General features: G+C 72.2%; 21 protein-coding genes. 10 read left to right on the top strand and 11 right to left on the bottom strand.

Annotated elements, in window-relative coordinates; genetic code table 11:
* Window positions 1-285 precede the first annotated feature (285 nt).
* The 4 genes from ABZZ20_RS24445 to ABZZ20_RS24430 are packed head-to-tail and all read right to left on the bottom strand — an operon-like array spanning window position 286 to window position 6,355.
* The gene (locus ABZZ20_RS24445) at window positions 286-1,656 is read right to left on the bottom strand and encodes a DUF4407 domain-containing protein (RefSeq protein WP_356872914.1); all 1,371 of its coding nucleotides are present in this window, start codon (window positions 1,654-1,656) and stop codon (window positions 286-288) included.
* Window positions 1,646-3,121 (bottom strand): hypothetical protein, encoded by a 1,476-nt coding sequence (locus ABZZ20_RS24440; RefSeq protein WP_356872912.1) that lies wholly within the window; start codon window positions 3,119-3,121, stop codon window positions 1,646-1,648. The genes ABZZ20_RS24445 and ABZZ20_RS24440 overlap by 11 nt, the downstream gene beginning before the upstream one ends.
* Entirely contained in the window at window positions 3,114-5,507 is a 2,394-nt protein-coding gene (locus ABZZ20_RS24435) for a hypothetical protein (RefSeq protein WP_356872910.1), read from the bottom strand. The genes ABZZ20_RS24440 and ABZZ20_RS24435 overlap by 8 nt, the downstream gene beginning before the upstream one ends.
* Complete coding sequence (locus ABZZ20_RS24430; protein ID WP_356872908.1) at window positions 5,504-6,355, bottom strand: hypothetical protein; 852 nt, start codon at window positions 6,353-6,355, stop codon at window positions 5,504-5,506. The genes ABZZ20_RS24435 and ABZZ20_RS24430 overlap by 4 nt, the downstream gene beginning before the upstream one ends.
* Before the next feature lie 324 nt (window positions 6,356-6,679).
* Here ABZZ20_RS24430 and ABZZ20_RS24425 point away from each other — a divergent pair, with 324 nt between their 5' ends.
* Window positions 6,680-7,396 carry a hypothetical protein gene (locus tag ABZZ20_RS24425; protein WP_356872907.1) on the top strand — a complete coding sequence of 239 codons (717 nt, stop codon included), beginning with the start codon at window positions 6,680-6,682 and terminating at the stop codon, window positions 7,394-7,396.
* A 12-nt stretch (window positions 7,397-7,408) separates the two neighbouring features.
* Here the strand turns inward: ABZZ20_RS24425 and ABZZ20_RS24420 are convergent, their stop codons facing one another.
* From ABZZ20_RS24420 to ABZZ20_RS24405, 4 genes are all read right to left on the bottom strand, one after another.
* Window positions 7,409-8,107, bottom strand: coding sequence for a Crp/Fnr family transcriptional regulator (locus tag ABZZ20_RS24420; protein ID WP_356872905.1), 699 nt, complete (start codon window positions 8,105-8,107; stop codon window positions 7,409-7,411).
* 399 nt (window positions 8,108-8,506) lie between these two features.
* On the bottom strand, window positions 8,507-8,710 hold the full coding sequence (locus tag ABZZ20_RS24415) for a hypothetical protein (RefSeq protein ID WP_356872903.1): 204 nt from the start codon (window positions 8,708-8,710) through the stop codon (window positions 8,507-8,509).
* 97 nt (window positions 8,711-8,807) lie between these two features.
* The gene (locus tag ABZZ20_RS24410) at window positions 8,808-10,616 is read right to left on the bottom strand and encodes an MFS transporter (protein ID WP_356873053.1); all 1,809 of its coding nucleotides are present in this window, start codon (window positions 10,614-10,616) and stop codon (window positions 8,808-8,810) included.
* 234 nt (window positions 10,617-10,850) lie between these two features.
* Window positions 10,851-13,781: a hypothetical protein gene (locus ABZZ20_RS24405; RefSeq protein WP_356872901.1), complete on the bottom strand. Its 2,931-nt coding sequence runs from the start codon at window positions 13,779-13,781 to the stop codon at window positions 10,851-10,853.
* 163 nt (window positions 13,782-13,944) lie between these two features.
* Here ABZZ20_RS24405 and ABZZ20_RS24400 point away from each other — a divergent pair, with 163 nt between their 5' ends.
* The 3 genes from ABZZ20_RS24400 to ABZZ20_RS24390 all read left to right on the top strand — a co-directional run bounded on the left by ABZZ20_RS24400 (window position 13,945) and on the right by ABZZ20_RS24390 (window position 16,223).
* Entirely contained in the window at window positions 13,945-14,685 is a 741-nt protein-coding gene (locus tag ABZZ20_RS24400) for a GPP34 family phosphoprotein (protein ID WP_356872899.1), read from the top strand.
* A 230-nt stretch (window positions 14,686-14,915) separates the two neighbouring features.
* On the top strand, window positions 14,916-15,800 hold the full coding sequence (locus ABZZ20_RS24395; protein ID WP_356872897.1) for a helix-turn-helix transcriptional regulator: 885 nt from the start codon (window positions 14,916-14,918) through the stop codon (window positions 15,798-15,800).
* 210 nt (window positions 15,801-16,010) lie between these two features.
* Window positions 16,011-16,223, top strand: a complete 213-nt coding sequence (locus tag ABZZ20_RS24390; protein WP_356872895.1) for a DUF397 domain-containing protein — start codon at window positions 16,011-16,013, stop codon at window positions 16,221-16,223.
* A gap of 162 nt (window positions 16,224-16,385) precedes the next feature.
* Here the strand turns inward: ABZZ20_RS24390 and ABZZ20_RS24385 are convergent, their stop codons facing one another.
* The gene (locus ABZZ20_RS24385; protein ID WP_356872893.1) at window positions 16,386-17,252 is read right to left on the bottom strand and encodes a hypothetical protein; all 867 of its coding nucleotides are present in this window, start codon (window positions 17,250-17,252) and stop codon (window positions 16,386-16,388) included.
* A 130-nt stretch (window positions 17,253-17,382) separates the two neighbouring features.
* Between ABZZ20_RS24385 and ABZZ20_RS24380 the strand changes: the two genes are divergently transcribed.
* Window positions 17,383-18,603, top strand: coding sequence for a PLP-dependent aminotransferase family protein (locus ABZZ20_RS24380; protein ID WP_356872891.1), 1,221 nt, complete (start codon window positions 17,383-17,385; stop codon window positions 18,601-18,603).
* 233 nt (window positions 18,604-18,836) lie between these two features.
* On the opposite strand, the gene ABZZ20_RS24375 is transcribed toward ABZZ20_RS24380, so the two are convergent.
* A complete protein-coding gene (locus ABZZ20_RS24375; RefSeq protein WP_356872889.1) occupies window positions 18,837-19,154 on the bottom strand; it encodes a hypothetical protein in 318 nt (105 codons plus the stop codon).
* Window positions 19,155-19,468: 314 nt separating this feature from the next.
* Between ABZZ20_RS24375 and ABZZ20_RS24370 the strand changes: the two genes are divergently transcribed.
* Together ABZZ20_RS24370 and ABZZ20_RS24365 are read left to right on the top strand one after the other, a co-directional pair.
* Window positions 19,469-20,254, top strand: a complete 786-nt coding sequence (locus tag ABZZ20_RS24370; RefSeq protein ID WP_356872887.1) for an SDR family oxidoreductase — start codon at window positions 19,469-19,471, stop codon at window positions 20,252-20,254.
* Window positions 20,255-20,304: 50 nt separating this feature from the next.
* Window positions 20,305-22,881 (top strand): bifunctional FO biosynthesis protein CofGH, encoded by a 2,577-nt coding sequence (locus ABZZ20_RS24365; protein ID WP_356872885.1) that lies wholly within the window; start codon window positions 20,305-20,307, stop codon window positions 22,879-22,881.
* 100 nt (window positions 22,882-22,981) lie between these two features.
* Here ABZZ20_RS24365 and ABZZ20_RS24360 read toward each other — a convergent pair whose 3' ends face one another.
* The gene (locus ABZZ20_RS24360; RefSeq protein WP_356872883.1) at window positions 22,982-24,076 is read right to left on the bottom strand and encodes a tyrosine-protein phosphatase; all 1,095 of its coding nucleotides are present in this window, start codon (window positions 24,074-24,076) and stop codon (window positions 22,982-22,984) included.
* A 288-nt stretch (window positions 24,077-24,364) separates the two neighbouring features.
* On the opposite strand from ABZZ20_RS24360, the gene ABZZ20_RS24355 reads away from it, so the two are divergent.
* The 3 genes from ABZZ20_RS24355 to ABZZ20_RS24345 all read left to right on the top strand — a co-directional run bounded on the left by ABZZ20_RS24355 (window position 24,365) and on the right by ABZZ20_RS24345 (window position 26,941).
* Window positions 24,365-25,642: an ADP-ribosylglycohydrolase family protein gene (locus tag ABZZ20_RS24355; protein ID WP_356872881.1), complete on the top strand. Its 1,278-nt coding sequence runs from the start codon at window positions 24,365-24,367 to the stop codon at window positions 25,640-25,642.
* Between the two features lie 130 nt (window positions 25,643-25,772).
* Complete coding sequence (locus ABZZ20_RS24350) at window positions 25,773-26,633, top strand: LLM class F420-dependent oxidoreductase (RefSeq protein WP_356872879.1); 861 nt, start codon at window positions 25,773-25,775, stop codon at window positions 26,631-26,633.
* A gap of 59 nt (window positions 26,634-26,692) precedes the next feature.
* Window positions 26,693-26,941: a hypothetical protein gene (locus ABZZ20_RS24345; RefSeq protein WP_356872877.1), complete on the top strand. Its 249-nt coding sequence runs from the start codon at window positions 26,693-26,695 to the stop codon at window positions 26,939-26,941.
* Window positions 26,942-26,958 lie beyond the last annotated feature (17 nt).

The raw sequence follows: 26,958 nt of genomic DNA, 5'->3' as shown, positions 1-26,958 counted from the left end.
CACTTGCACAGCCCTGTCCGGTCGTCGCGATGAGGGCGGCGGTACGGAACTCCGGCAGCCGGACGAACTCCTAAAGCGGGTGTCGCAGGTTCGAATCCTGCCGGGGGCACCGGAAGGTAACCGCAGTTCGCAGGCGGTACGAGGCCCTCCAGTCGTGATCGGTTGGGGGGCTTTTCCGCGCCGGATGGTGCAGGGCGCCCGTGCCGGTTCGAACCGGAAGACCCCCGGCCGGGCACGGCCGGGGGTCTTCGGCGTCTCCGTCGCGCCGCCATGGGGCGCGGCGGGTCAGTGGGCTCGGAGGCGGTTGGCGCGGGCGGTCAGTTCGGACTCGAAGGCCGCCGCGCGTTCGGAGCGGCGGAGGCCGTAGTGGTGGGCCGCCTCGGCCATGCGGTGTGACGCTTCCTGTTCCGCTGCGTGTCGGCGGGCCTCGTGGTCGAAGGCCGCACAGGCCCGCAGGACGGCGAGCTCGTCCGCGTGCCGGCCGCGGTCCGCTTCGAGGCTGCCGGCCAGCACCCGGTCGTAGCTGGTGGGGCCGCTCATCAGCTTGGCCAGGACCGGCATCGCGTCGACCACCAGCAGCAGCAAGTGCAGCAGGACGGCGACGAACCCGGCGTACCAGTCCGACCAGGCGACCGCGGCCAGCGCGTGCGCGCGGGTCAACAGGCCGTCGCTGTCCAAGGACTCGGCGTGGAGCCGGGTGCGGTCCTCGATGGCCTTCGCCAGCGCCGGACGGTACATGTCGCCCGCCCCGGCCGCCTTGGCGGTCAGTTCGCGGCCCTCATCGATCAGCTGGGTCAGCTCGGTCTCGTGCTTCTGGACCTGGCTGCTCGCCCGGTAGGCGCTGGTGTCCTCCCGGGCCCGCTCACAGGTCTCCGTGACATCGGCGACCCCGTTGCGGTAGATCCACTTCTTCCGGTCGCATTCCCGCTGTTCGGCGGCCATCTTGTCGGACAGGGTCTTGTTGATGGCTTCTACCTGGGCCTGGCGCTCCTTGATCCGCTCCGCGTTCTGGGTGACCTGCCGGGCCAGTTCCGCCGGGGCGCCGGCCAGGCCCAGGCGGTGGCCGTCGCACTCCCGACGTCCGTCCGTCGGGCTGCCGTCCGGCGGGTTGCAGGACACCAGGCTGCTTCGGAGGGCATCGACGTCCTTCTCGTTGCCGACCGTGATCTCCTGCCGTATCTCCTTGTCGAAGATCTGGAACAGCAGCGGCTCGGCAATGGCGAGCCCCAGCAGAACCGACAGGAAGAGCCTCGGCAGCAGTGCCCGTACGGTCCCCCGGGCAGGGACCCCGTGGGTGCTGGAAACCAGCCAGGAGTCCAGCGCCAGCACCACCCAGAGCCAGATCGCACCGATCCCGAGCGCCGCGGCGAGCGGCAGTTCCCCGCGAACGGTGGTGATCGCGAGCACCATCGAGGCGCCACCGAGCAGAGCCGTGTTGAGGACGATCGCCCCGTACCAGGTGTAGCGGCTGCGCTCCTGCGGCACCCAGGCCAGCACCTCCTCACGAACTCCGATCAGGCGGCGCAGCAGCACCGCCGGTCCGACGGCCCTGCGGCGCGCCACCCCGACCTGCACGGCCGAAGTCGGCGGGGCCGGCGGGGCCGGCGGGGTCAGTTCCTCCGGGTCCGCCGGGCGGGTGGGAGCGTCAGCCGACACCTTCCTCCCTCCCCGCGTATCCGCGGTCGTCGTCCTCCGCGACCGCTGCGTCCTGCGTTTCCGGCACCGCGTCGGCGCGTTCCACGCGCACCTCGCTCGGGCCCTCCTCCAGTGCGTACGCCGGCCCGGGAGCGGCGGTCAGCGGGGAGCCGACGTCGTTGATCAGATGCGTGACATCGACGTGCCCACCGTCCCCGTGCCCACGGTTGATCACCTGCTTCGTCAGGTCCCGCTTGGCATCCAGCACCCGGTCCTGCCAGTCGCGTTCCTCCCGGCGGTGCAGCAGTTGGTCCTCCCGCTCCAGGTCCCAGCGACGGGTCTCCTCGTGCCGCAGGGCGTGCGCGTCCTCGCGGCGGTCCTTGCGCTCCAGCTCGCTCAGCCGGTCGCCCCGTTCCAGCCGCGCCCGGTCGTCCTCGCGGGCCCATTCCTCCTGCCGCTCAAGCCGGAGCCGGGCCACTTCGTCGGCCGCCAGCCGCCGCCCGTAGCGGGTCTCCTCGGCGGCATCCAGTCGCGTCGCCATCTCGTCCGCGCTGATCTCGCCCCGCCGCATGGCGTACCGGTGGGCGGCGAGCGGGTCGTAGCCGAAGGTGTCGACGTCGGCGACGGTCTCCCTGCGGTCGTGCGCGTTGGCCCGCGTCTCCTTGCGCAGCCGGTGCTCCTCCTGGTCGTCGTCCGTGCGGCGCCCGAACTGGGCGCGCAGGTCGGCCATTTCCTGCCGGTGCCGCTCCTCCGCGAGGACCTTCTCCTGGCGGTGCCGCTCCTCGATGAAGTGCTGCTCCCGCCGCAGATCGTGTTCCAGCAGCTTGCGTTCGTGCTCCGCCTTGGCCCGCTCTTCCGCCAGCTCGGCCTCGAACCGGTCGCGCTGGCGTGCCCGTTCGGCTTCCTCCCGAGCCCGCTGGAACGCCGCGACCTCCGCAGCGGTGAGCGCCTCCACCCCCACCGCCTTGACCCGCACACCGGACACGACGTGCGGCACCATCTCCTCGTACGCCCGCAGCCGGCTCCACACCCGGTCGCGCAGCTCCGCGGTCTGCATCACCGGCAGGTCCCTGCCTTCTTCGGCAAGGCCAGGAACCTCCCTCAAGCGGCCCAGCAGCAGGGGCTCGGCATCGACGACGCCGTCGCGGACGACGGCGCACGCATCGGTGACCGTGCAGTGGAAGGTGACCCGCAGGGTGAAGGCGTCCGTCTCCGCCGACGGTACGGCGGTCTCCACCACCAGCGGCACCCCCACGCGGCGGTCGACCACGCTCACCGAACTCGCCGAGACCACCACCGCGTCATCGGGCCGGCGGGCGCCGTGGTCCAGTACGTACTCCTCGCCCACCCGGTAGACCAGCACCTGGTGCGCCGCGATCCTCGGTAGATCGGCCTGCTCCCGGCGGGGCTTGCGCGGCAGCAGTCCCCCGCGTTGCTCGGGCGGGCCGAACTCGCGCTGTTCGACCAGCGGATATGTGTCAGCCATCGCGTCTCAGTCCTTTGTCCTCGGTACGTCGTACAGCTGCCAGGAACGCGTCGACCACGTCGGCGCTCCGCAGCCCGGGTTGTGTCGCGACCCGGCGGAGGGACTCCGCCAGCAGGGTCCGCTCGTGCGGCGCGAGGTGCGCCGCCGTCTGCCGGCCGAGCCGTTCGGCCGCAGCACAGGGGTCTTCGCACGCGGCGGGGAGTCCGCGCAGCACGGAGTGCAGGACGGACAGTGCGGTGCCGCGGTACGGCCGGAAGCACAGCACGCCCGCCAGGAGTTCGGCCGCACTCGCGGTCCCCGGGGAATCACGCCCCGCCAGCACGGAGAGCGTGGGCGTCCCGCTCTGCGGGACCCTCGCGGCCAGCACCCTCAGCACCGTCGCGAAGGTCACCAGCTTCAGGTGGCCGGTGACCCGGGTCCGGGCCTGCTTGTCGAGCCGGTAGACCAGTACGTCCAGTACGGGCCGTACGTCCTCCCCGTACTCGACGAGGAAGGCGAACAACTGCGCCAGGGCCTGCACGGGCTCCCACGGCAGCACCTCCCGGTCCGCGGGCCGCACGCCCGGCCCGCCGGTGGACGCGGCAGCAGCGGCGGACGCACCCCGCGCGGCGGCCTGGCTGATCAGGTGCCAGAGCCACTTGACCGCGTCGGTCGGGAAGGTCAGCCCCACCACGCTGAACGCCAGGGACGCGGTCGTTCGCAGCTCCGGGTTCCCCGACTGCGCCCAGCCGCGGACGAGGGCCAGCACCACCGGCGCCAGGGTCGAGTCGGTCACCATCCACGCCAGTACCTGCACCGCCATGAGCCGGCCCGCCCGCCCCGCCGTGCCACCGGCCCAGGGCAGTAGGTAACTGATCGCGACCTCGTCGAACGCGGGGCGCGCGAGGAGCGCCAGGCCCATGGCCACCGACGCCTGCATGTCCCCTTCGGGACCCGTGGCCACGATCTGGTCCACCCACTCCCGTACGCCGTCCCAGTACGCCGTCGAGTGGTGCGCCCACAGCTCCTCCAGGACCCACAGCCGGTACTGCGGGGAGGGGAAGACGACGACGGTACGGACCGGCGTGCCCTGGCCGGGGGCTCGCTTCTCCGTGGTGACCAGGGCGTTGCGGCCCAGCGAGCGCCTGCGGTCGGCGTACGGCCGACCAACGGTGGGGTCGTAGGCGGGAGCAACCTCCGCGGGGGTCCCGTCGGAGCCCGGCGCGGACACCGGTTGCGACCGCGGCTGCGGCTCCGGCTCGGGCGGGAAGGCCGCCTCGATGCAGGGCTCCAGCAGCTCCTGAAGGGCCTCGAACGTGCGGCGTCCGACCCCGGGTACGAACGCCAGGGTGGTGATCTCGGCGATCTCCCGGCGGCTCCGGTCGACGGCGAACCACTCGCGCACCGGACGGGCGGCCTGGCTGCCGTAATCCGCCCAGACGGCCTCGGGGGCGGCGCCGGCGAGGATACGGGCTGCTCCGGCCGCCACCTCCCCGACGGTGCACTCCGCAGGCATCAGTTGCACCGCCCGCGCCAGCGCCTCCTCCTCCTCGTGGCCACCGGTACGCAGCCGCAGCCGCAGTACGGACTCCAAGTCCGGCGGGGCCCATGCGACGTGCTGGACGGACTCGGGCGCCGTGCCCTTCGGAGGGTGCGCGGTGGTGACGACCAGGTGGGCGCCGTGCGCGCGGACCTGGTCACGGACCCGGCGCCAGTCGAAATCGGCCGTACGGGCCGCGCCCGACTGCTCGTTCACCCGGTCGAGCAGGACGTATCCGGTCCCCTGCTCGAAGGGCCGCTCGGCGAGTTGCTCCAGGCTGTTGTCGGGGGACAGTACGACCAGGGACGCGTTCCCGGCGACCTCCCGGAGCAGCGCAACGGCGCCGGAGCGTTTGCCGGACCCCTGCGGGGCGGTCAGTACGACGACCTTGTCCTCGGCCAGCGCCACCGCGGCTCCGTCGAACGGGGTCGGTCGTACGTAGGAGGCGAGCAGGGCGTCGACCTCGGTGGCGCCGATCCGGCCCGTCGCCCGGCGCTGCGCTCCGGTGGCGGTGCCACCGTTCCCGGACGCCGTACCGAACTGGGCCTGCGGGGCGTGCAGGGGACCGTTGAAGGACTGGCTGACGTAGTTGAACACGGCCGCGTACTCCGGACGCAGGTCGCCGTCTTCGTGCGCCCTGGGTGGTAACGACCCCTGGGACGGGGCCTGCGCGGCCCCGGGGGGTTCCCCGCCCGGCCGTTCGCCGCCGGGCCGTTCCCCGCCCGGCCGGTCCGACCCCGACTCCGGCCCCGACTCCGGCCCGCCGGCAGTCCCGTCGAGGTCGGCCCCGTGGGATTCGGCCCCGTAGGAGTCGGCCCTCTCGGGTCCGGACCGCTCGTCGTCCTGGTGTCTCGGCCGTGCGGTCACCTGGAGATCCCGAAGACCGCGCCGGCCGCGTGCACGCTGCCGTGGAAGTGCTGTACGACCTGGTCCCGGGCGGGTGCCGGGTCGCCCTCGCGGCCGGGCCCCTCCCCCCGCACGGGGCCCGGCCGCTCCCCCGCCCCGCCGTCCGGCCCCTGCCCGTCGGGCGGGGCCGCGGCGGGCGGCTCCTCCCCGGATTCCGTGGGGCCGGCACCGGTACCGGGGTCCAGGTCGAGTCCACGGATGTCGTGGCCCGGAACCCAGATCCAAGCCCGCCCGTCGTGCTCCTTGGCCCGGACCCGCACCTCGCGGCACTCGGCCACCCGGATCGTCGTGTACTCCTGGGCGACCACGTCGTTGAAGAGGGTCGGGGAGAGCGCCACGGCCAGGCAGGCGTCCTCGACACCGGCGAGCGCCGCACGCAGCGGGGCGCTGTCGAGGATGCGGCCCACCTCCACGGGCACCTCCCCGATGACCCCGTTGGCCCCCGCCGAGACCAGGCCGACGTGCACCGCGGCCCGCAACTCCAGCCAGGCCCCGCGCAGTCGAGTGCCGTTGAACGCCCGTAACTCGGCCTCCAGTGACCGCATGAACCGGTCGACCAGAGCCGGCTCCGAGGCACCTTCCGGGAGCACCGCGAATTCGGAGTCCCCGGCGAACTGGCGCATCCACCGGTCCCGGTCCAGCCCGGCGGCTTCTGCAGCCCGCCCCAGCACCAGGGGGATTCCTTCCTGGTACTGGCGCTGTAGGGGGGCCGCGGCCCGCCCGTAGCCCTTCGCATCGACGGCCAGTACGAGCCGGCGGCTGACCCCGGACAGGGTGCCGCCGGCGCCGTCGGTGCCGCGAACTGTCATCACACACACTCCTACGCCTGCTGACGGGGGGCGAGAACATCGAGGGGAGAAAGAATGCCTTTAGTTGCCAACCACCCCAACTGGTGCGGCCGTTACAACTGGCGTACGGAATCGTCCCGAGTCTGTCCCGGTTTCCCGGGGGAGCACCCCCGGCCCACGGCCAGTGGTACCGGGCGCACGCCGGCGACACCTCGTGGAAGTACGGGTTTCGGCCGGATCCGGGCCGGTAGCGGCAATCCCGTAGAAGTGGCTGGTCCGCGCAGGCGGACGGAGTCCTACTTGGGACGTGCGACGAACGCATTCGTTCCCCCAGGAGGTGGATTCATGCCGCACCGGCCCCGGACGTCCGGGCACGGCGGCCCGGACGGGCCCCTCGGACCGGACCCGCACGACCGTTTCCGCACGGCCCAGTTGATGCTGGGGACGCTGCAGAGCACGCACCAGCACGCGGACTCCAAGGCGGGCATCCTGGCGGCGGTGCAGGCCGCGCTGGTCACCACCGCAACGGCCTGGAGCGGGCGGTCGGTTGCCGGCTGGCAGCGGGGCGGGGTGCCGGGTGCCCTCGCGGGCGTCCTGCTGGTCCTGTTCGCGGCGGGCCTGCTGAGCGCGGCCGGGTCCCTGGCGCTGGCCCTGCGTCCGCGCGTCTGGCAGCCGGACGGGGCCAATCCGTACAGCTTCCGCCACCTGTCGGCGGGGCCGGACATCCTGCCCCGGGCAGCAGCAGCCGGACAGACGGATCCACCGGCGGGCGCGGCGACCGAGCACGGAGCCGCGCACGAGGGGGCAGCCGCACACGAGGGGGCAGCCGGCCCGCAGGCCGCCGACCCCCCCGCACACGAGGGGGCAGCCGGCCCGCAGGCCGCCGACCCGCAGACCGCCGACCATGAGGCCGAGCGTCGAGAACTTTCCCAGGCCGTACGGTTCCTGGCCGGTGTAGCGGTCGCCAAGTACCGCTGGCTGAACGTCTCGGTGGCCGGTACGGCCCTGATGGGGGTCAGTGCCGGACTGAGCCTGCTGCTGCGCCCGTGGCTGGCGGGCTGAGCGCGCCCGGGATCAGCCGGCCAGGTCGGCCAGTTCGCGCAGCCGGGTCAGGTCGCGGATCACGGTGGTCCGGTACCCGGTGTCCAGCAGCCCCTCCTCCCGCAGTTCCCGCAGGCCCTTGTGGACGGTGGTCTCCGCGGCCCCGGTCAGGGCGGCGATCTCCGGCTGGGTGAGCCGGCAGCCCACGACCACCCCGTCCCGGCCCTGTCGCCCGTACCGCTCGGCGAGTTCCACCAGCAGCCGCGCCATCCGGACCTTGACGGGATAGCCGCGGAACTCCAGCCGCCGCCGGTTCGCCCAGCGCAGCCGGTCGGCCACCATCCGGGTCAGCGCCATCGCCACTTCCGGGCGGCGCACCAGCAGGTCGTTCAGCACGGCGGGCTGCATCACCCGGGCGGCGAGCGGGCCGCAGGCGATCACGGTCGCGGAGCGCGGGGCTCCGTCGAGGGCGGCCATTTCGCCGATCGTGTCCCCGCCGACGCGGACGGCCAGCAGGGAGGCCTGTCCGTTCTCGACCGTGGCGGTGACCTTGGCCAGCCCGGACAGCAGCAGCAGGACGTGTCGGTCGAGTGCGCCCTCGGTCAGGAGCACCGCACCGGCCTCGTACCGCACCTCGGTGCCGGTCGCGAGCAGTTCCGTGCGGGCCTCGGGTGACACCAGGCCCAGCAGGCTGCGTGCGGGCCACTGCTCAAGGCGTTGCTGGAGCGGCACGACGGCCCCCTCGCGGTCTCTGTCGGCGGACCGGCCGCGCGGCCGGTCCAGGACAGCGACAGCGTACGACCGTTCCGTGGAACGGGAGCCCTGTGTACCGGGCCGAGGCCGGGATCGCCCGCGCGGCACCTCGATGAGGTCGCCGGGCTCGACGAATCGGCGTCGCCGGCGGCCTGCGGGGGTCTGCAGCGGCCCCGAGGTGACGAGGGGTCCTCGTACGAGGGCCGGCCGTCGGCAATGCATCGGTAATGCATCGATAATGCAGCCATTGTCCGGATGGTCCCCTGCGGACCCGTTGCACCACGCACATCCCCTGGCCAGAGACGAAAAAGCCCTCCCGGTCGGAACCGGAAGGGCTGCCGCCAGAGCGGATGGCGGCGGGTATCGGGGGGCGGGGGATCAGCTCAGGCCTCTGCTGCGTTCGCCGATGCGGTCACCCTGCGGCGTGCCGGCCCGCTTGAGGTCCGCCTTCGTGTGCAGTCCGCCCTTGACCTTGCTCCGCACCGGCCCGCTGAAGCCGTGGCCCGTAGGGCTTGGCGGCCGATCCGGCTCCTGCGCCTGGAACGCCGCCCGGAAATCCTGCTTCTGCTGCTCTTTGCTCATCCCGTCGTCACTCCCTCGGGAAGCACCCAATCGGACTATTGGGATCGTATGCAGATATGCGGAGCAATGCACCTGGGCCGAAGGCAAAGAATCGCGATCAAGGGCGCGGCGGAGCCGAACGCTCCGGCGGCCCCACCACCCAGTGGATCAGCTCCTCCGGGCAGGGCGTCCCCCGCGGCAGCTGGTACTTCGCGGCCACCCGGTACTCCCCCGGCCCCGGCGCCAGCAGCTCCGTCCACACGTCGCCCGCGCCGTCCGGAGCGGCCTTGAACAGGCATCCGGCCGTGTTCGCGTACTCCTTCGGCAGGGCGCCCGAGCCGCCGCCCCCGCCCCCGCTCCGCGCCCTCGACGCGAACGTCTCCTGCGGCGGCGGCACCGGCTTGCCGGAGCCGTCCACCAGCCCCAGCCACGGCGAGTGGGGAATGCGCACCAGCACCCGGCCGGCCGCCTTCACGTCGATGACCAGCTGGTCGGCGCCCGCCCGCACCACCGTGGCCTGCCCGGACACCAGGTCCGTCGGAGCGTCCACCTTGAACAGCTGCCAGTTCGCGTCGCCCCACACCTGCCGGAGGTACGGGAGCCCCCCGCGCACCAGCTTCGCCTCGTCCTCCCCGCCCGAATCCGGTGTGTCGGCGGGCAGCACCACGTAGTGCACGGCCCAGCGGTCCAGCCAGCCGCGGTAGCTCTCGGCCGTGAGGGTGTCGTCGTAGAAGAGCGGGTTCCGCTCCAGGTCGGCCTGCCGGTTCCAGCCGCGCGCGAGGTTCACGTACGACGGGAAGGCCGAGGACTCGCGGTGGCTGCTGGCCGGGACCACCTCGACCCGGCCGCGTTCGGCGCCCGCCTTCTTCAGCTGGTCGACCAGCGGGGCCAGCTCCCGGTTCCACGCGGCCACCGGGGTGGTGCGCACGATGTCCGTGATGCTGTTGGCGGTGATCCAGACGTTGATCCCGACGAACGCGATCAGCACCGCGTACCAGTGCCGCGTGCGCAGGGCCGCGTACGGGAGGGCCGCGAGCAGCACGGCCCCGCCGAAGAGCATGACCAGCCGGGTGACGTTCGAGCCGACCTGCGAGTCGATCGCCCAGGTCAGCAGAACCCCGAAGGCGTAGACGGCGGAAGCGACCCGGACCGTCTTCCACCGCTTCGGTACGAGGAACAGGATCGCCAGCCCGAAGACGAACGGCGGCGCGGCCGAGCCGAGCTTCATCGGCTGCGTCCCCGAGAACGGGAACAGCCAGGCCGACAGCCCGACCACCGCCACCGGGGCCAGGCCCAGCGCGTACGCCCCCGGGCGCCGCCCGCACAGGAACAGCGCGGCCGCGATCACCCCGAGGAACAGCCCCGCGACCGGGCTGGACGCGGTGGCGAGCGCGGCGAGCGGAGCCGCGACCGCGGCCTTGGCCCAGCGCCGCTCGGCCCATTTGCGGGGCCAGCAGAAGACGGCGGCGACCGCTCCGAGCGCGAACATCGCGCCGAGCCCGAAGGTGACCCGACCGGACAGGGCGTTGCAGAGCAGCCCGTACACCCCGGCCAGGGCCGGCCACAGGGGCTCGCGGACGGTACCTCGGCAGCGGGTGAGGATCAGCGCGAGCAGCCCGGCCGAGACCGTGCCGGCGATCATCATCGTGGTCCGCACGCCGATCATGTACATCACGTACGGGGACACCACGCTGTACGAGACGGGGTGCATGCCTCCGAACCAGGCGAGGTTGTACGCCGAATCCGGATGGCGGCCGACGAACTCGGCCCAGGCGTCCTGCGCGGCCAGGTCGCCGCCGCTGTTGGCGAAGCTGAAGAACCAGACGACGTGCAGGACCGCGGCCAGCACGGTGGCGACGACCGCGGGGTGCCGCCGGGCCCACCCGAGGGCTCCGGCGCCGCCGGGCGCCGGGTCGGAGCCCGACACCCGCTGGGAGCCGGGCGCGACTCCGGGATCGGCTCCGGGATCGCCGGACCCGCCGGCGGCGGCCGGTGCGCCCCGGCCCCGGCCGTGCTGCTCAGCGGTGGTCACTGCCGTACTCCCCAGACTCCCCGGCACGAGGGGGTAGAACACCTGCGTCCCGTCCCGGGTCCCTAGACGCGCGACGGCGCCCCGGGGTTGCCCGGGGCGCCGGAATCACGCGGTCATCGATACCTGCGATCAGCCGACACGGGTCAGTTTGCTGCCGATGCCCGGCGCGGCGAGGTCCCTCTGCAACGCCACCGGCACCTTCACCTGGCTGGCCCCCTCGCCGATGGTCAGCACGCCGACCTCGGTGCCCGCCTTCGCGGACTGCGGGAGCTTGCCGTCCCCGCTGCCCAGCTTGACGTTGACGGTGAGCGACGGCCACCCGACCGCCTCCACGTCGCTGGTCGCGACGACCGGGGTGCGACCGCCGAGACCGTCGTCCACGTACCCGACGACGTCGCCCTTCTTGACCACGGCGGCGGTCGTCAGCATCTTCTGCGTGGCCAGCATGATGCTCTTGCTGGAGTTGATGGCGGTGTCGAGGATCGGCACGCCGTGCTGAGCGAGGACCGCGCCGACGATCAGCTGGTTGGTCTTGCCGACCTTCTTCTCCGCGGCGAAGAGCAGGTTGCCGCCCGCCTTGGTGGTGGAGCCGGTCTTGATGCCGAGGGCGCCGTTGCCGGGGATCAGGTGGTTCCAGTTCGGCCAGGACTTGCCGTACGGGTCGGTCCAGCTCGGCAACTTGGTGATCGCGACCAGCTCGGGCATCTCCACGACCTTCAGGCCGAGCTTGACCTGGTCCTCGGCGGTGCTGACGGTCGTCGCGTCCAGACCCGAGGGGTCCGTGTACGTCGTGTTGGTCATGCCGAGTTCCTTGGCGGTCTCGTTCATCTTCTTGACGAACGCGTCCTGGTCACCACCGGCGTCCCAGCGGGCGAGCAGCCGCGCGACGTTGTTGGCCGACGGAATCATGATCGCGGCGAGGGCGTCGTACTGGGAGAGCTTGTCGCCCTCCTTCAGCGTGTTGACGGTCGACTCGTTCTCGGAGTCCTTCTTGCCGTCGTCCACCGCGACCTTGTCGATGTCGATCATCTGACCCTTTTCACCCTTCTTCATCGGGTGGTTCTTCAGGATCACGTAGGCCGTCATCGTCTTGGCGACGCTGCCGATGGGCACCGACTTCTGCTCGCCGAACGTGCCGACGGTGCCGAGGCCGGCCGCCGCCATGAACGCCTGGCCCTCCTTGGGCCAGGGCAGGGTCGGGGCACCGCCGTCGAAGGTGTACGAGTTCTTCGCGGTCATCTTCAGCTGCGGCTCGGGCAGCGGGCGCACCAGCTGCACGACGGCCAGGATGACCACGAGGAGGACGACGAGCGGGGCGTAGATCTTGAACCGGCGCACGAAGGTGCGCATCGGGCTCGGCGGCGGGGGCGGGTTGTTCGTCAGGTCCGCGAGCATGTCGAGCGGCGGCTTGGGCGGCAGCGGCTGCTGCGTGGTCCGCTCGGTCCGCTCGGGGAAGGGATCCACGGCCGAGGGCCTGGCCCCGGCCGGGGACTGCGTCGGGGCCGGGGCGGCTGCCGCGGGCTTCGCGGGGCCCTCGTCCTTGCGCAGCGGCACGAACGTACTGGCCCGCTCCCCACCGACGGCGTTCGGCGGCACGGGCCGGGAGGCCACCGGCTTCTCCGGCGCCTTCGCCTGGGCCTGGGCCTTCGCCTGGGCCTGCTCCGGCTTCACGGCGCGGAACACGGCCGTGCGCTCACTGTCGACCGGCTCGCCGGAAGCCTTGTCGCCCGGCTTGCTGCCCGACTTGCTGTCCGGCTTGCTGCCCGACCCGTCGGAAGCTTTGTCCCTCGGCGTGGCAGAAGGCCCGTCGGCGGCCGAAGCCTTCGCGGCGCCCGCGACGGAATCCAGCTTGGGAGCCCGGAACACGGCCGTGCGCTCACTGTCGGCGGGCTCGTCGGCGGCAGGCTTGGCGCCCTGGCCGTCCTTGGCGCCGTCCTTGGCGCCGTCCTTGGCGCCGTCCTTGGCGGCGGAACCGGAACCCACCCCTACGGCACCCACATGCTTCTGAGGGGCGGCGGAGGAGGGCTTCACGGCACGGAACACCGCGGTGCGTTCGCTGTCGACCGACTTCTCGGCGGTAGACGCCGAGGCCTCTGGACGACCCGCGCCGGATCCCGAACCGGAATCCGCGCCCGCGCCCGCGGAGGCCGACGCATCGGCGGTGCCCTTCGCAGGAGCCGAACCCGGCTTCACCGCACGGAAGACCGCCGTACGCTCACCGTCAGCCGCCTTCTTGGCCGAGGCATCGGCATCGGCCGGCTTCTCGGTTGCGGACGCCGAAGCGGCAGCCGAACCGGAACCCGTACCAGCGGCTACCGAAGGCCTGTCGCCAGAAGCTGCGTGCTCACTGCCGGCCCGCTCGGTGGCCGACGCATCGGCATCGGCCGGCTTCTCTGTGGTGGACGCCGAGTCCTTGGGGCGGCCGGCGCCGGAACCGGAACCCGCACCCGCACCCGCACCCGCACCCGCGGACGCATCCGCGGTCTCCTTCGCAGGAGCCGAACCGGGCTTCACCGCACGGAAGACCGCCGTACGCTCGCTGTCGGCCGACCCGTCGGCGGCCGAGGCGGAACCTGCACCTGCGGCCTTCGCCGGCTCGTCCACGGAAACCCCCGGCTTCGGCGCACGGAAGACCGCCGTACGCTCGCTGTCGGCCGCGCCGGTGCCGGAACCCGAGCCGGCCTCCCGCTCGGAGTCCGACGGGGAGTCCGCGTCCGGCCCGGAGTCCACCCGTCCGGAGGACGTGCCCTCGGCGCTCGGCTCCGACTCCCCGGCAGGGCCGTCGCCCTCCGTCTCGGCCTTCGCCACCCAGGCGGCCACCGCCGCACGCAGCGGATCGCGACCCTCGTCCTCACCGGAAGCCTTCCCAGAGGCCTTTCCGGACTCGTTCCCGGACTCGTTCCCGGTCCCGTTCCCGTTCCCGGACTCGGGTTCCCGCGGCCGGAACACCGACAACCTCGGGTCACGCTCCGCGGAGGACTTCGCCGCCCCCGGCGCTCCCTCATCAACCGACTTGTCGGGGGACTCGCCCGCCACCAGTTCCTCCTCGATCGCCACCACGTCCGGCTGTCCGAATGTCTAACAGTGTCCCGTCTAGGGGGCATCGCCCCCGTGCTAGACGAGAACGACATAGCTGCCGGTTCCCTCACAAAGCGACCAGGCGCTCTCGACAGATGAATGTGAGAGGCGTCACCCTGTCACTCATCCACGCGGGGAGGCATGGATGGGCAGGAGCCGCAGAACAATTCCGGAGGAGCTTCTGTTGCTCGCCTTGGACCCGACCACGGGTACCACGGCGCAGCCGCAGTCGCTCGACCTCGGCCTGGCCGGGGCACAGCTAGTGGAGCTGGCTCTGGCAGGACGGATAGCCCCTGACGGGGATCGTATCGCCGTGGTGATGCCACGGCCGACAGGAGATCCAACTCTGGACTCCGCACTGGAACTGCTGCGCAGGCGCGGCAGCCCGGTACGGGCCGTCCACTGGATCGGTGGACCCCGGTTGGGGCTCCGCCAGATCTACCTCGCTCACCTGGAGCGCTGCGGCATGGTCCATGCCGTTGCGGGACAGATGTGCGGGGTGTTGCCGACGACTCGCTACCAGGCGACGGACACGGCGATCAGCCGGGAGATCCGTGCCCGGCTCGACAGTGCGATCCGTACCGGCGTACCGCCGGACCCGCGGACCGCGGCGCTCGCTGCGCTGGCCCACGCGGTCGGACTCGGCAAGCACCTGTACCCCGGCAACGAGGGGCGGTCGTCCAGGTCCCGGTTGCGGGACCTGATACGGCACGACCCGATGGGCGGTCTCGTGGCGCACGCCGTCATGGACGTCCAGAACGGTGTGGCTGCGCAGCCGCGCCGTGACCGCGCACCGGCGGCCCCGCCGGCCGCCCGGGCCACGGCGAACGGCGTTCCGCTGCAGGCACGCCGGACGGGCGCGATGGCCCGCGCTGCCGCACACTGATCCACCGCTCGACGCTCCACCGAACCGCCATCGCCGCAACCGGCGTCCCCGATGACCCGGTTCGGGAGCCGCCAGCGCGCGGGATGGCGAGGCCGGTCCGCCGGCCCCGCCGTCCCGCGCGTCTGCATTTCCGCGCTGTTCTCCGGCGCCACCCCGCCCTTCGGTGGCAGTCTGCTCATCATCAGACACGCAGCGAGACCGAACCAGAAGAAGGCGGAGGTGCCGTTCACGTGGCGTCCAATGTCAATCCCACCGTCCGACGCCGCCGACTGGGCATGGAGTTGCGCAAGCTGCGCGAGGACAAGGGCATGACGGCCGAGCAGGTCGCCGAGCGCCTCCTCGTCTCCCAGTCGAAGATCAGCAGGCTGGAGAACGGGCGCCGTTCCATCAGTCAGCGCGACGTCCGCGATCTGTGCGACGTGTACGAGGTCGAGGACCGCCGGCTCGTCGACTCCCTCATGCAGATGGCCAAGGACTCCCGCCAACAGGGCTGGTGGCACGCCTTCGGTGACATCCCGTACAGCGTCTACATCGGGCTGGAGACGGACGCCGCGAGTCTGCGCACGTACGAACCCCAGATGGTGCCCGGCCTGCTCCAGACCCCGGACTACGCCCAGGCCCTCATCCGCGGCGCGCTGCCCGAGACCGCCCCCGCCGACGTGGAGAAGCGCGTCCAGGTGCGGATGCACCGGCAGAAGCGGCTCTCCGAGACGGACAACAACAATCCGGAACTCGGGCCGCTGCGCTTGTGGGCGGTCATCGACGAGGCCGCGCTGCGCCGGCACGTGGGCGACGCACAACTGATGACCAAGCAGCTCGAGTACCTGATAGAGCAATCCGAGCAGCCGTACATCACGGTGCAGGTGATGCCCTTCTCGATGGGGGCCCATCCCGGAGTGAACGGCCAGTACGCCATCCTGGAATTTCCGGACGCGTCCGATTCGACGGTCGTCTACATCGAGGGCGTGACGAGCGATCTGTACCTGGAGAAGGCCAACGACGTTCAGAAGTACAGCGTGATGTACGAGCATCTGCGCGCCCAGGCTCTCAATGTCGAACAGACACGACAGTTCATCGCCGAGATCATCGACGAGTATGCGGCCAAGATGCGGTAAACGCGGAGGAAACCGGGCAGTTCAGCGAGAGGGGTCGGCACCGTACACCGTCAATCCCCAGCCACAGAAGTCCTGAATGGAATATGCCACCCGGTCGGGTGAACGACCCCTTCACCTGCCCGAAGGTGCCGGTAGCGTCGATCACGTCGGCCGGGAAACCAAAAATGGCCGACTCCCCACTGGCAACGACTCGCTGAACCGGAGAGAAACATGGCTATTCGTCAGGGCGCCACGGACAACTGGATCAAGTCCTCCTACTCCGGCGGAAACGGCGCTTGCGTCGAGGTCAAGTCCCCCGTCACGGAAGCCATCGCGGTCCGCGACTCGAAGGTGCAGGACGGGCCGTCCCTCACCTTCGCGCCGGGTTCCTGGACCTCGTTCGTCGCCGACGTCACCGAGGGTCGGCTGGGACGCCTCGCCTGAACATCACGGCGAACATCCACACCGTTCGCTCTGCACCACACGCAAGACCCGCAACACCAGCACCACATGCACCACTGCCTGAAGCCCTCTCGACTGGCCCGCCGTCCCGGCCGAGGGGGCTCGGCCATGTCCCGACCCGGCAGCGCGCAGCGGCGGCGCCGCCTAGCGGAGCTGGTCGACGTACCGGTCGGTCCCCGGCACGGTCGGGACGAACGGCGCCACCAGCTCCACCCGCCCCAGCCCGGCCGCGGAGACCTCGGCGTCCAGCCCCCGGAACCGGTCCCAGCAGGTGCGCGGATCGGCTTCCAGGAACCACAGCAGGGTCAGCCGGGTACCGACCCCCTCGACCTGCTTGACGTACGTCATCCGGTCGCCCGGGAGCGGGGTCGGCCGGAAGATCGTCACCATCGCGGCCGACGAGCCGTGCAACCGCTTCGGCAGGGCGCGCGAGCGCAGCCACTCCAGTAGTTCCGCCCGCTGCTCGGGCCCGTCGGCATCGACGACCTGCATGACGAGCCCGGCGTACGGGTGGTCGAGGGCGTGGAAGTCCCGTGGGCCGGCGGCTCCGTCGCGGTAGACCGTGGCCTCGTGGTCCTGGAAGGCCGTGAACACGTGTGTACGGTCCTGGTAGACACGGCCGTCCCGGTTCAGGCGCTTGTTGATCCCGACGGTCCACTTCATGTGCTCGTCGTAGCGGCCCTCGGTGACCCAGTACGTCGAGAGGTAGCAGCCGGCGGTGACCGGCTGGGCGACTGCCGACTTTTCGGGGTAGCGCAGCTCCTGGAGTTCCCGCGTGGCCACCCAGCGACGGCCCGCGTACATCCACGGCATGGCCATGGCGCCGGCGTAGTAGTGGTCGTCCTCGTACCAACGGTTGTACGCGTACTCGTGGCCCGGGTGCGGTTCGACCATGGTGATCAGCGCATGGCCGGGCCGGACGCCGTACGGCCCGACGGCCGCGAGCGCGGCGTAGTCGTCGACGCGGGTGTCCCCGTCCTCGTCCTGGTGGTGGCGCTCTCCTGTCGTCATGGGAAGGGTCTAACTGATGTTCCGTCAGATGGGGAGGGGTCCCGCCCCGTTCCACCCCTCGACATATAGGTGCTGAATACATCCTTCCGTGGCTAGGATGCGCGCACCCGCCTCCCCGCAAGGAGTCCCCATGCCGTCCTCCCCCTCCGCCGCCGCCCTCCAGCCCCCGCCGGCGTTCGCCACCCGCGCCGTCGCCGTCGGGGGGTCGCCGATCCGCGAGATCCTCGCCCTGACCGCACGCCCCGGGGTCATCTCCTTCGCCGGCGGCCTGCCCGCGCCGGAACTGTTCGACACCGAAGGCCTGCGCGCCGCGTACGGGGCCGCGTTCGCGACGTCGGCGAGCCGGGCGCTGCAGTACTCGACCACCGAGGGCGCGCCGGAGTTGCGGGAGGCGGTGGCCGCGCGGGCGACGGCCCGCGGGCTGGAGACCGCTGCCGACGACGTACTGATCACCACGGGCTCGCAGCAGGCCCTCGCCCTGATCACCGCCACGCTCGTCGAACCGGGCGACGTCGTCCTCGTCGAGAACCCCACCTACCTGGCGGCGCTCCAGTGCTTCGCGATGGCGGGAGCCCGGGTGATACCCGTCCCCTGCGATGAGCAGGGCATCCTGCCCGATGCGTTGGCGGAGGTCGTGACGAAGGAGCGCCCCAAGCTCCTCTACTCGGTCCCCACCTTCCAGAACCCCACCGGACGCACCCTGCCGGGCGGGCGGCGGGCAGCAGTGGCGGAGATCGCGGCACGGCTTGGGCTGTGGCTGGTGGAGGACGATCCGTACGGAGACCTCCGGTTCGAGGGGGCCGAGATCCCCTGGCTGGCGGCACACCCGGGGGCACGGGACCGCACGGCGCTGCTCGGCAGCTTCTCGAAGATCATGGCGCCGGGACTGCGGCTGGGCTGGCTCCGCGCGCCGGTAGCGCTGCGTCGGGCGGCGGTGGTGGCCAAGCAGGCGGCCGACCTCCACACCTCGACGGTGGACCAGCTGGCGGCGGCCCACTACCTGCGCGAGGCGGACCTCGACGCGCACATCGGCACGGTCCGCACGGCCTACCGGGCCCGGCGCGACGCCCTGCTGGCCGGCCTGGGCGCGGCCCTCCCGGCGGGCTCCACCTGGAACCGCCCGGAAGGCGGCATGTTCGTCTGGGCCCGCCTTCCGGAGGGCCACGACGCGACGACCCTGCTGAAGGTGGCGATCGCGCACGACGTGGCCTTCGTCCCGGGAGCCCCGTTCCACACGGGCACCCCGGACCCCCGGACCCTGCGCCTGTCGTTCACGACGCACACGCCGACGGAGATCGAGGAGGGTCTGAACCGCCTGCAGCAGGCAGCAGCAACTGCTGCTGCCTGCTGACCCCCGACGCGTCCGCTGCTCGCTGCCGAACGGACGCGGCGTCTTGCGGATCCGGAGCCGGAGCAGGTACCCGAACCGGACCCGGGACCAGACCCGGGACCGGAGCCGGTACCCGAACCGGCTCCGGCACCGGCTCCGGCACCTGCTTCGGCACCGCTTCGGCGCCATCCGGACCGGCCCGTGCGGTGCGGGCGAGAGGCCTCGCGCCCGCACCGCACGGGGGTCGGCCGGGACTAGCTCACCCAGACGACCCGTTGGACCGTGTCGTTGTACCCCGACGGCTCCTCAAGCTTCTCGCCGGCCTTCAGGATGCGCTCGCCCTTGCCGATCAGCTTCACGTCGCTGTCCGTCAGGTTGACCCATGAGGAGACATTCTTGGACATGCTGCCCCCGCCGGGAATGGGCAGCTGGCTGAGGTCCACGTCAAAGCCGGCTCCGATCCCGTATCCCGTGCCCTGGCAGTTGTAGTGCTGGTACAGGCCCAGGGTCTTGGGCGGACACGGCGCACCGTCGGGGAGGATCTGGACCACGCCGGGTGGCAGTTGAGCCATGGCTCACTCCGTTCGTCAACCCCCGCCGGCTCTTCCGGCGGGGCTCGTGCCGCCCACCCTCCACCCGAAGACGGCTCGGACCGGCCTCCGCACGAGGCTTGATCGTTCCTGCAATGAACATGACCACCCATATGGCCGTCAGGGAGACCACCGGCGGGCCCCCCGACGCGCCACCGGCGTGAGCGACCCGTGGGTGCGGGCCGCTGCGGGTGGCCGGCGGCGGCGCCTCACGCCCCCTTCCCTCCCCCGCCCGCACCGCCTAATCTGACGGCTCGTCAGACCTGCCGTACTCGGCCGCCTGGGAGGCGACGCGCATGCTGTTGCTGCGAGGGAAGACCGTCATCGTCTCCGGCGTCGGGGCCGGGCTGGGGCACCAGGTGGCCGCCGCCGTCGTACGGGACGGCGGGAACGCCGTCCTCGGGGCGCGGACCGAGGCCAATCTCGCCAAATCCGCCGCCGAGATCGACCCCGAAGGGCTCCACACCGCGCACCTGCCGACCGACATCACCGACGAAACCCAGTGCGCGGCCCTGGCCGAACTGGCCCTGACGCGCTTCGGCGGGATCGACGCCGTCGTCCACGTCGCGGCCTGGGACTCGTACTTCGGCGGGCTCCAGGACGCGGACTTCGGCACCTGGCAGCAGATCATCGACGTGAACCTGCTCGGGACCCTCCGCATGACGCGGGCCTGCCTGCCCGCCCTCAAGTCGGGCGGCGGGTCCGTTGTCATCATCGGGACGCAGTCCGCCGTGGCCGCGCCGAACGAGGTCCAGCAGGCCGCCTACGCCGCTTCCAAGGGCGCGCTGACCTCCGCCATGTACTCCATGGCCCGCGAGCTCGGCCCCCACCGGATCCGGGTCAACACCGTGCTCCCCGGTTGGATGTGGGGGCCGCCCGTACAAGCCTTCGTCACCTTCACCGCGCACGCTGAGGGCGTGCCCGAAGCCGAGGTCCACGCCCGGCTCACCGAGCGGATGGCGCTGCCCGACCTCGCCACCGACGGCGACGTCGCGGACGCCGCCGTCTTCCTCGCCTCCGACCGGGCGCGCGCGATAACCGGCCAGTCCCTGCTGGTCAACGCCGGTGAGCTGATGCGATGAGCCTCCGGGAGCCACCCCGCGGCCGGCCCGCCGGATCGTATGCTCACCGCATGACCACTCCGAGTGACGCTCCGACCGAAAACGCGATGCGCCGCGCGCTCCGGCGGGCCCGCGACGGCGTCGCGCTCGACGCGACCGAGGCGGCCGTGCTCCTCCAGGCACGCGGCGAGGACCTGGAGGACCTCGCCGCCTCCGCCGCCCGGGTCCGCGATGCCGGCCTCACCGCCGCCGGACGGCCCGGCGTCATCACGTACTCGAAGAGCGTGTTCATCCCCCTCACCCGCCTGTGCCGCGACAAGTGCCACTACTGCACCTTCGCCACCGTCCCCGGCAGGCTGCGCCGCGCGGGGCACGGGATGTACATGTCCCCGGACGAGGTGCTCGACATCGCCCGCCGCGGCGCCGCGCTGGGCTGCAAGGAAGCACTCATCACCCTCGGCGACAAGCCCGAGGACCGTTGGCCCGAGGCGCGCGAGTGGCTGGAGGCCGAGGGCTACAACGACACGATCTCGTACGTGCGGGCCATCTCCATCCGGATCCTGGAGGAGACCGGACTCCTCCCCCACCTCAACCCGGGTGTCATGTCCTGGGCCGACTTCCAGCGGCTCAAGCCGGTCGCCCCGTCCATGGGCATGATGCTGGAGACGACGGCCACCCGCCTGTGGTCCGAGCCCGGCGGCCCGCACCACGGCTCCCCCGACAAGGAGCCGGCCGTCCGCCTGCGCGTCCTGGAGGACGCCGGACGCTCCTCCGTCCCCTTCACCTCCGGCCTGCTCATCGGCATCGGCGAGACCTACGAGGAACGCGCCGAGTCACTGTTCGCGCTGCGCCGGATAGCCCGCTCGTACCACGGCATCCAGGAGCTGATCATCCAGAACTTCCGCGCCAAGCCGGACACTGCGATGCGCGGGATGCCGGACGCCGAGCTGGACGATCTCGTCGCCACGGTCGCCGTCGCCCGGCACGTCATGGGCCCCTCGGGCTGCCTTCAAGCGCCGCCCAACCTGGTCGACGGGGAGTACGCCAGGCTGATCCGGGCCGGCATCGACGACTGGGGCGGCGTCTCGCCGCTGACCCCCGACCACGTGAACCCCGAACGCCCCTGGCCCCAGATCGACCTGCTGGCCGAGCAGTCCGCCGCGGCCGGCTTCGAGCTGCGCGAGCGGCTCTGCGTCTACCCGGAGTTCGTCCGGCGCGGCGAACCGTGGCTGGACCCGCGGCTGCTCCCGCACGTACGGGCGCTCGCCGATCCGCAGACCGGACTCGCCCGCCCGGACGCCGAGGTCACGGGCCGTCCGTGGCAGGAGCCGGAGGAGGCGTTCACCGCCACCGGACGCACCGATCTGCACACCGCCATCGACACCGAGGGCCGCACCGGCGACCGGCGCGAGGACTTCGACCACGTCTACGGCGACTGGGAGTCCCTGCGCGAGGCCGCCGCACCCGGCATGGTCCCGGAGCGCATCGACACGGACGTACGGGCCGCCCTCGCGCAGGCCGCCGACGACCCGACGAAGCTCACCGACGACCAGGCCCTCGCCCTGCTCCACGCGGACGGCCCGGCGCTGGACGCGCTGTGCCGGATCGCGGACGACCTGCGCAGGTCGGTGGTGGGCGACGACGTCACGTACGTCGTCACGCGGAACATCAACTTCACCAACGTCTGTTACACCGGCTGCCGCTTCTGCGCCTTCGCACAGCGCCGTACGGACGCGGACGCCTACACGCTGTCGCTGGACCAGGTCGCCGACCGGGCCGCCCAGGCCTGGGAGGTGGGCGCGGTCGAGGTGTGCATGCAGGGCGGCATCCACCCGGACCTGCCGGGGACGGCGTACTTCGACATCGCGCGGGCCGTGAAGCAGCGGGTCCCCGGCATGCACGTGCACGCCTTCTCGCCGATGGAGGTCGTCAACGGGGCCACCCGCACGGGGATGTCCGTACGGGAGTGGCTGACGGAGGCCAAGGCCGCCGGGCTGGACTCCATCCCGGGCACGGCGGCGGAGATCCTGGACGACGAGGTCCGCTGGGTCCTGACCAAGGGCAAGCTGCCGACGGCGGACTGGATCGATGTGATCACCACCGCGCACGAGCTCGGGATCCGGTCCTCGTCGACCATGATGTACGGGCACGTGGACCAACCGCGGCACTGGCTCGGCCACTTGCGCACACTGGCCGGCATCCAGCAGCGGACGGGCGGTTTCACCGAGTTCGTGACGCTGCCCTTCATCCACACGAACGCGCCCGTGTACCTGGCGGGCATCGCCCGCCCCGGCCCCACGGTCCGCGACAACCGCGCGGTCACGGCGATGGCCCGGATCCTGCTGCACCCGCACATCCCCAACATCCAGACGAGCTGGGTGAAGCTGGGCACGGAGGGAGCGGCCGAGATGCTGCGGTCGGGTGCCAACGACCTCGGTGGGACGCTGATGGAGGAGACCATCTCGCGGATGGCCGGATCGAGTTACGGCTCGTACAAGTCCGTACGGGACCTCATCGCCGTGGCGGAGGCCGCCGGCCGGCCCGCGAAGGCCCGTACGACGCTGTACGGGGAGGTGCCGCAGGAGCGGCAGCAGGCGGCCCGCGCCTCCGACGGACACCTGCCCGAGCTGCTGCCCGTACTGGACTAACCGGATCGGGCGGGCCCCGGCCGGGAGGGGCCGTGTGGGGTCCGGGAAGGCGCTGGGAGGGTCGCGAGGGCGCGCCGGCCGGGGAACGATCCGGCCGGCATCAGCCGACGAGGAGGTCCTTCCTGAGCTGCTTCAGCTCGCGGGCGTCGATGCCGAGACCGTCCTTCAGGTAGTGGTCGAAGGTGCCGTACTTCGCCTTGACCTCGTCGTAGCCGGAGTTCAGGTACTCGGGGCGCACGTCGAGCATCGGCTTGTAGACGGCGGCCTGCTGGGCCGGCAGGTGGGACAGCGCCGCGTCGTTGGCGGCCCTGCGGTAGTCGTTGCTGGCCAGGTAGTCGGCCATGACGGTCTCGGCCGGCACGCCGAGCGCGGTCAGCAGGGCGGCGTTGGCCCAGCCGGTGCGGTCCTTACCGGCGGTGCAGTGGAAGAGGACCGCACGGTCGCGGTCGCGCTCCATGCCCTCGAAGACCCGGCCGTACGCCTTCTTCCCGCCCTCGCCGCTCACCATCGCCTTCTCGGCGTCGACCATGGCCCTGACGGCCGCGTCGGGCGACGTGGGCAGGGTCTGGAAGGAGCCGGAGCCCGCGAAGACGTCGGCGACGGTGTAGGTGGCGCCCGCCGGAACCCGGTCGGCGTTCTTGGTGCGTTCGTCCGCCGTGCGGAGGTCGAAGACGGTCCTGACGCGCAGGCGCCGGAGCTTGGCCAGGTCGGCTTCGGTGAGCTTGTCGAGCGCGTCGGAGCGGTAGACCTCGCCCATCTTCACCCACTGGCCGGTGGTGGTGCGGTAGCCGCCCGCATCGCGGAAGTTGACCGCCCCCTCCAGCTTGACCAGCCGGTCGGCGAGGTGCAGGCCGGCGCCGCGGTCCGGCGCGAAGTCGAACCACTGGCGGTCGGCGGCGGGCAACCCCGTCACCACCGCCCGCCCCTCGGCACCCCCCTTGGCGACGACCTTGCCGTTCGCCTTGATCTCCACCCGCTTGACGCCCCGGGCCTTCCAGGTCACCGCGTACGCGCCGGCGGCGCCGGCGGTGACGGTGGCCTCGGTGAAGGGGACGGCGGTCCGGCGGTGGTGGTGGCCGGCCCACGGGAGGTCCCAGCCGGTGGACGCCGAGGCGGCGGTTGCGGCGGGTGCTGCGACCAGGGAAGCGGTGAGCGCGGAGGCGACGAGGGTCGCGGCGAGGAATGCCTTCTTCATGCCCTTGAGGCTGTTGGCCGCCGAAGAACCCCGTATGAACGAGACATGGCCGAAACCGACCTGCCTGAAGGCAAGTGGCAAAACGTGCCACAAGTGGATCACGCGGCGCAGCCTGCACGTGCGTTGACTGCATGTGCCCGTACGGGACCGCACGCGCGCCCGTTCCCGTACGCGTTCCGGTCTTTCTCCGCCCGCACGCGGACCGCTTGACCACCGCTTTCCGGATTCGACCGGTCCTGTCCACTACAGTGCCCGCCAGAACATGCGGGGCGGGGCAGGGGGATCGCGATGGACACGGCGATACAAGCGGCGGCCGGCGGGCACGGCGAGCCGGACGGACCCGGGATCCGGAGCGGGACGGGGGCCGGGACGGGGGCCGGGACGGGGGCCGGGACGGGGGTCAGAACCAGCAGCGGGACCGGCGACACCCTCGCCGGGCGCACCGCGCTCACCACCGGCCTCTGGGGCCGCACCGAACAGCAGGACTTCCGCAGCCGGGTCCGCGGCACCCTCCTCGGCTCCGCCATCGGCGACTCCCTCGGCTCCCCCGCAGCCGGCGGCGCCCGCGAGACCCACGGCCCGCAGGGCCCGACCCAGCCCGCGCCCGCGCCCGCCCCCGGCCACACCCCCGGGCGCAGCGGCGCGGTCACCGCCGCCACGCAGCTCACCCTGTTCACCCTCGACGGGCTGATACGGGCCCACGTGCGCCGGGACACCGGCGCCTGGCACCCGCCCACCGACATCCACCGCGCGTACCTACGCTGGGCCGCCACCCAGCACGACTGGGGCCCCGACGAACGCCGCAAGGACAACGGCTGGCTCGCCCGGCAGGAGTGGCTCTACACCCGCCGCACCCCGGGCCGCGCCTGCCTGACCGGCTTCGCCGACGACATCCTCGGCACCCTCGACCAGCCGAAGAACCCGACCGCCCGGGACGCGGGCGCCACCACCCGCTCGGCCCCCTTCGGGCTGCTGGTCGGCTGGCAGCCCGCCCTGGTCCTCCAACTCGCCACCGAGTGCGCCGCGCAGAGTCACGGCCACCCCACCGCCTACCTCTCCGCCGGGGCCTTCGCCGCCATCGTCCACGGCCTGACCCGCGGCGACGACCTGGACGCGGCGATCCAGCGCGCCCTGGGCCTGCTCGGCGCCCGCCAGGGCCACCAGAGCGTCACCGACGCCCTCCTGCGCGCCGTCTCGGCCGTCACCCAGGGCCCGCCCTCCGCGAAGGTGGTCGCGTCCCTCTGCCCGGGCGAAGGCTTCGACGCCGCCGACGCCCTCGCCGTCGCCGTCTACTGCGCCCTGGTCGCACAGGACGTCCCGCACGGCCTGCGCCTCGCCGTCGACCACGGCGGCGACACCACCGCCACCGGCGCCCTCTGCGGCGCCCTGCTCGGCGCCCTCCACGGTGAGACCGCCCTCCCGGGCGGCTGGCTCGCGAACCTCGAAGGCCGCGCCACCCTCCTCGAACTCGCCGACGACTTCGCCCTGGAAATGACCCAGGGCCCCTCCCTGCACGGCCCGGCCGTCCCGGCCTCCGGCTGGCCGGGCCGCTATCCCTGCGGCTGACGTCCCCTCAACATTCGGACCCGCAGGCCGTAGCGTGGGCCTGCGCCGGTCCCGGGGACCACGGACACCCCGAACGCCCCCGGAGAAGCGGACAGCACAGCCCCGGAGAGCCACGGAGGTGCCCTCAGCCATGCGGATCGCCACGACCATCTTCCTGACCGACCTCACCGTCACCCCCGTCCGCCTCGCCCGCGCACTTGAGGAGCGCGGCTTCGCAGGGCTCTACCTGCCCGAGCACACCCACATCCCGGTCAGCCGCGACACGGCCGCACCCATGGGCGGCGAGCTCCCGGAGATGTACGGGCGCACCCTCGACCCCTTTGTCGCCCTCGCCCAGGCCGCCGCCGTGACCGAGCGCCTCACCGTCGGCACCGGCATCACCCTGGTCGCCCAGCACGACCCGATCGACCTCGCGAAGCAGATCGCCACCCTGGACCACCTCTCCGGAGGCCGCTTCACCCTCGGGATCGGCTACGGCTGGAACGTCGAGGAGGCCGCCGACCACGGCGTCGACTGGCGCACCCGCCGCGAACTGGTCCGGGACCGGATGGCCCTGATGCGCGCTCTGTGGGCGCCCGAACCCACGGCCTACGTCGGCCAGTTCTGCTCCGTCCAGGCCAGCGCTGCCCACCCCAAGCCGGCCCAGCCATCGCGCGAGCTGGGCCCCGGCCACCCCCTCCACGGCCCCCGCACCCTGATCGGCGGCGCGGCCGGCCCGAAGCTCTTCTCGGCCATCGCCGACCACGCCGACGGCTGGCTCCCGATCGGCGGCGGCGGCCTCGGCGAGTCCCTGCCGGTACTGCGCCAGGTCTGGGAAACCGCGGGCCGCGACCCGAAGACCCTCCAGGTGGTCCCGTACGCTGTCCGGCCCAACCCCGGCAAACTCAGCCACTACGCCGAGCTGGGCATCGAGGAAGTCGTCCTCCAGCTCCCGTCAGCGAAGGAGGACGAGATCCTGCGGGTCCTGGACGACTACGCGCAGTACCTCTGAATCGGTTGCCCCGGCCAGTCCCGAGGCCCGAGCATGCCCCCGAGAGGGGACTGATCCACATGCCGGGCCAGCGCAAACGCAAACGGAGCAGGGAGCGGGCCTACCGCCGGGCGGAGGACGTACCCGGCCGCTGGGAACCGCTGTTCTCGACGCAGGAGCAGGCGGAGATGAAGGAGTACGTCCGCCGCCTCCACGCCGAGGGCACGGTCACCGACCCCAGCCAGTTGCGCTTCGACACGTTCTGCGGCCGTCTCGTCCACCCGACGAGCTACCGGGTGAGCATCTTCGTCCCCGACGCCCGGTCATGACCGGGCGTCGCGGTACG

Origin of the sequence: Streptomyces sp. NPDC006430 (genome assembly GCF_040612395.1) — a bacterium.
Taxonomy (GTDB): domain Bacteria; phylum Actinomycetota; class Actinomycetes; order Streptomycetales; family Streptomycetaceae; genus Streptomyces.
The sequence above is the reverse complement of the archived record's forward strand: the minus strand, read 5'-3'. Positions and strand labels throughout refer to the sequence as shown.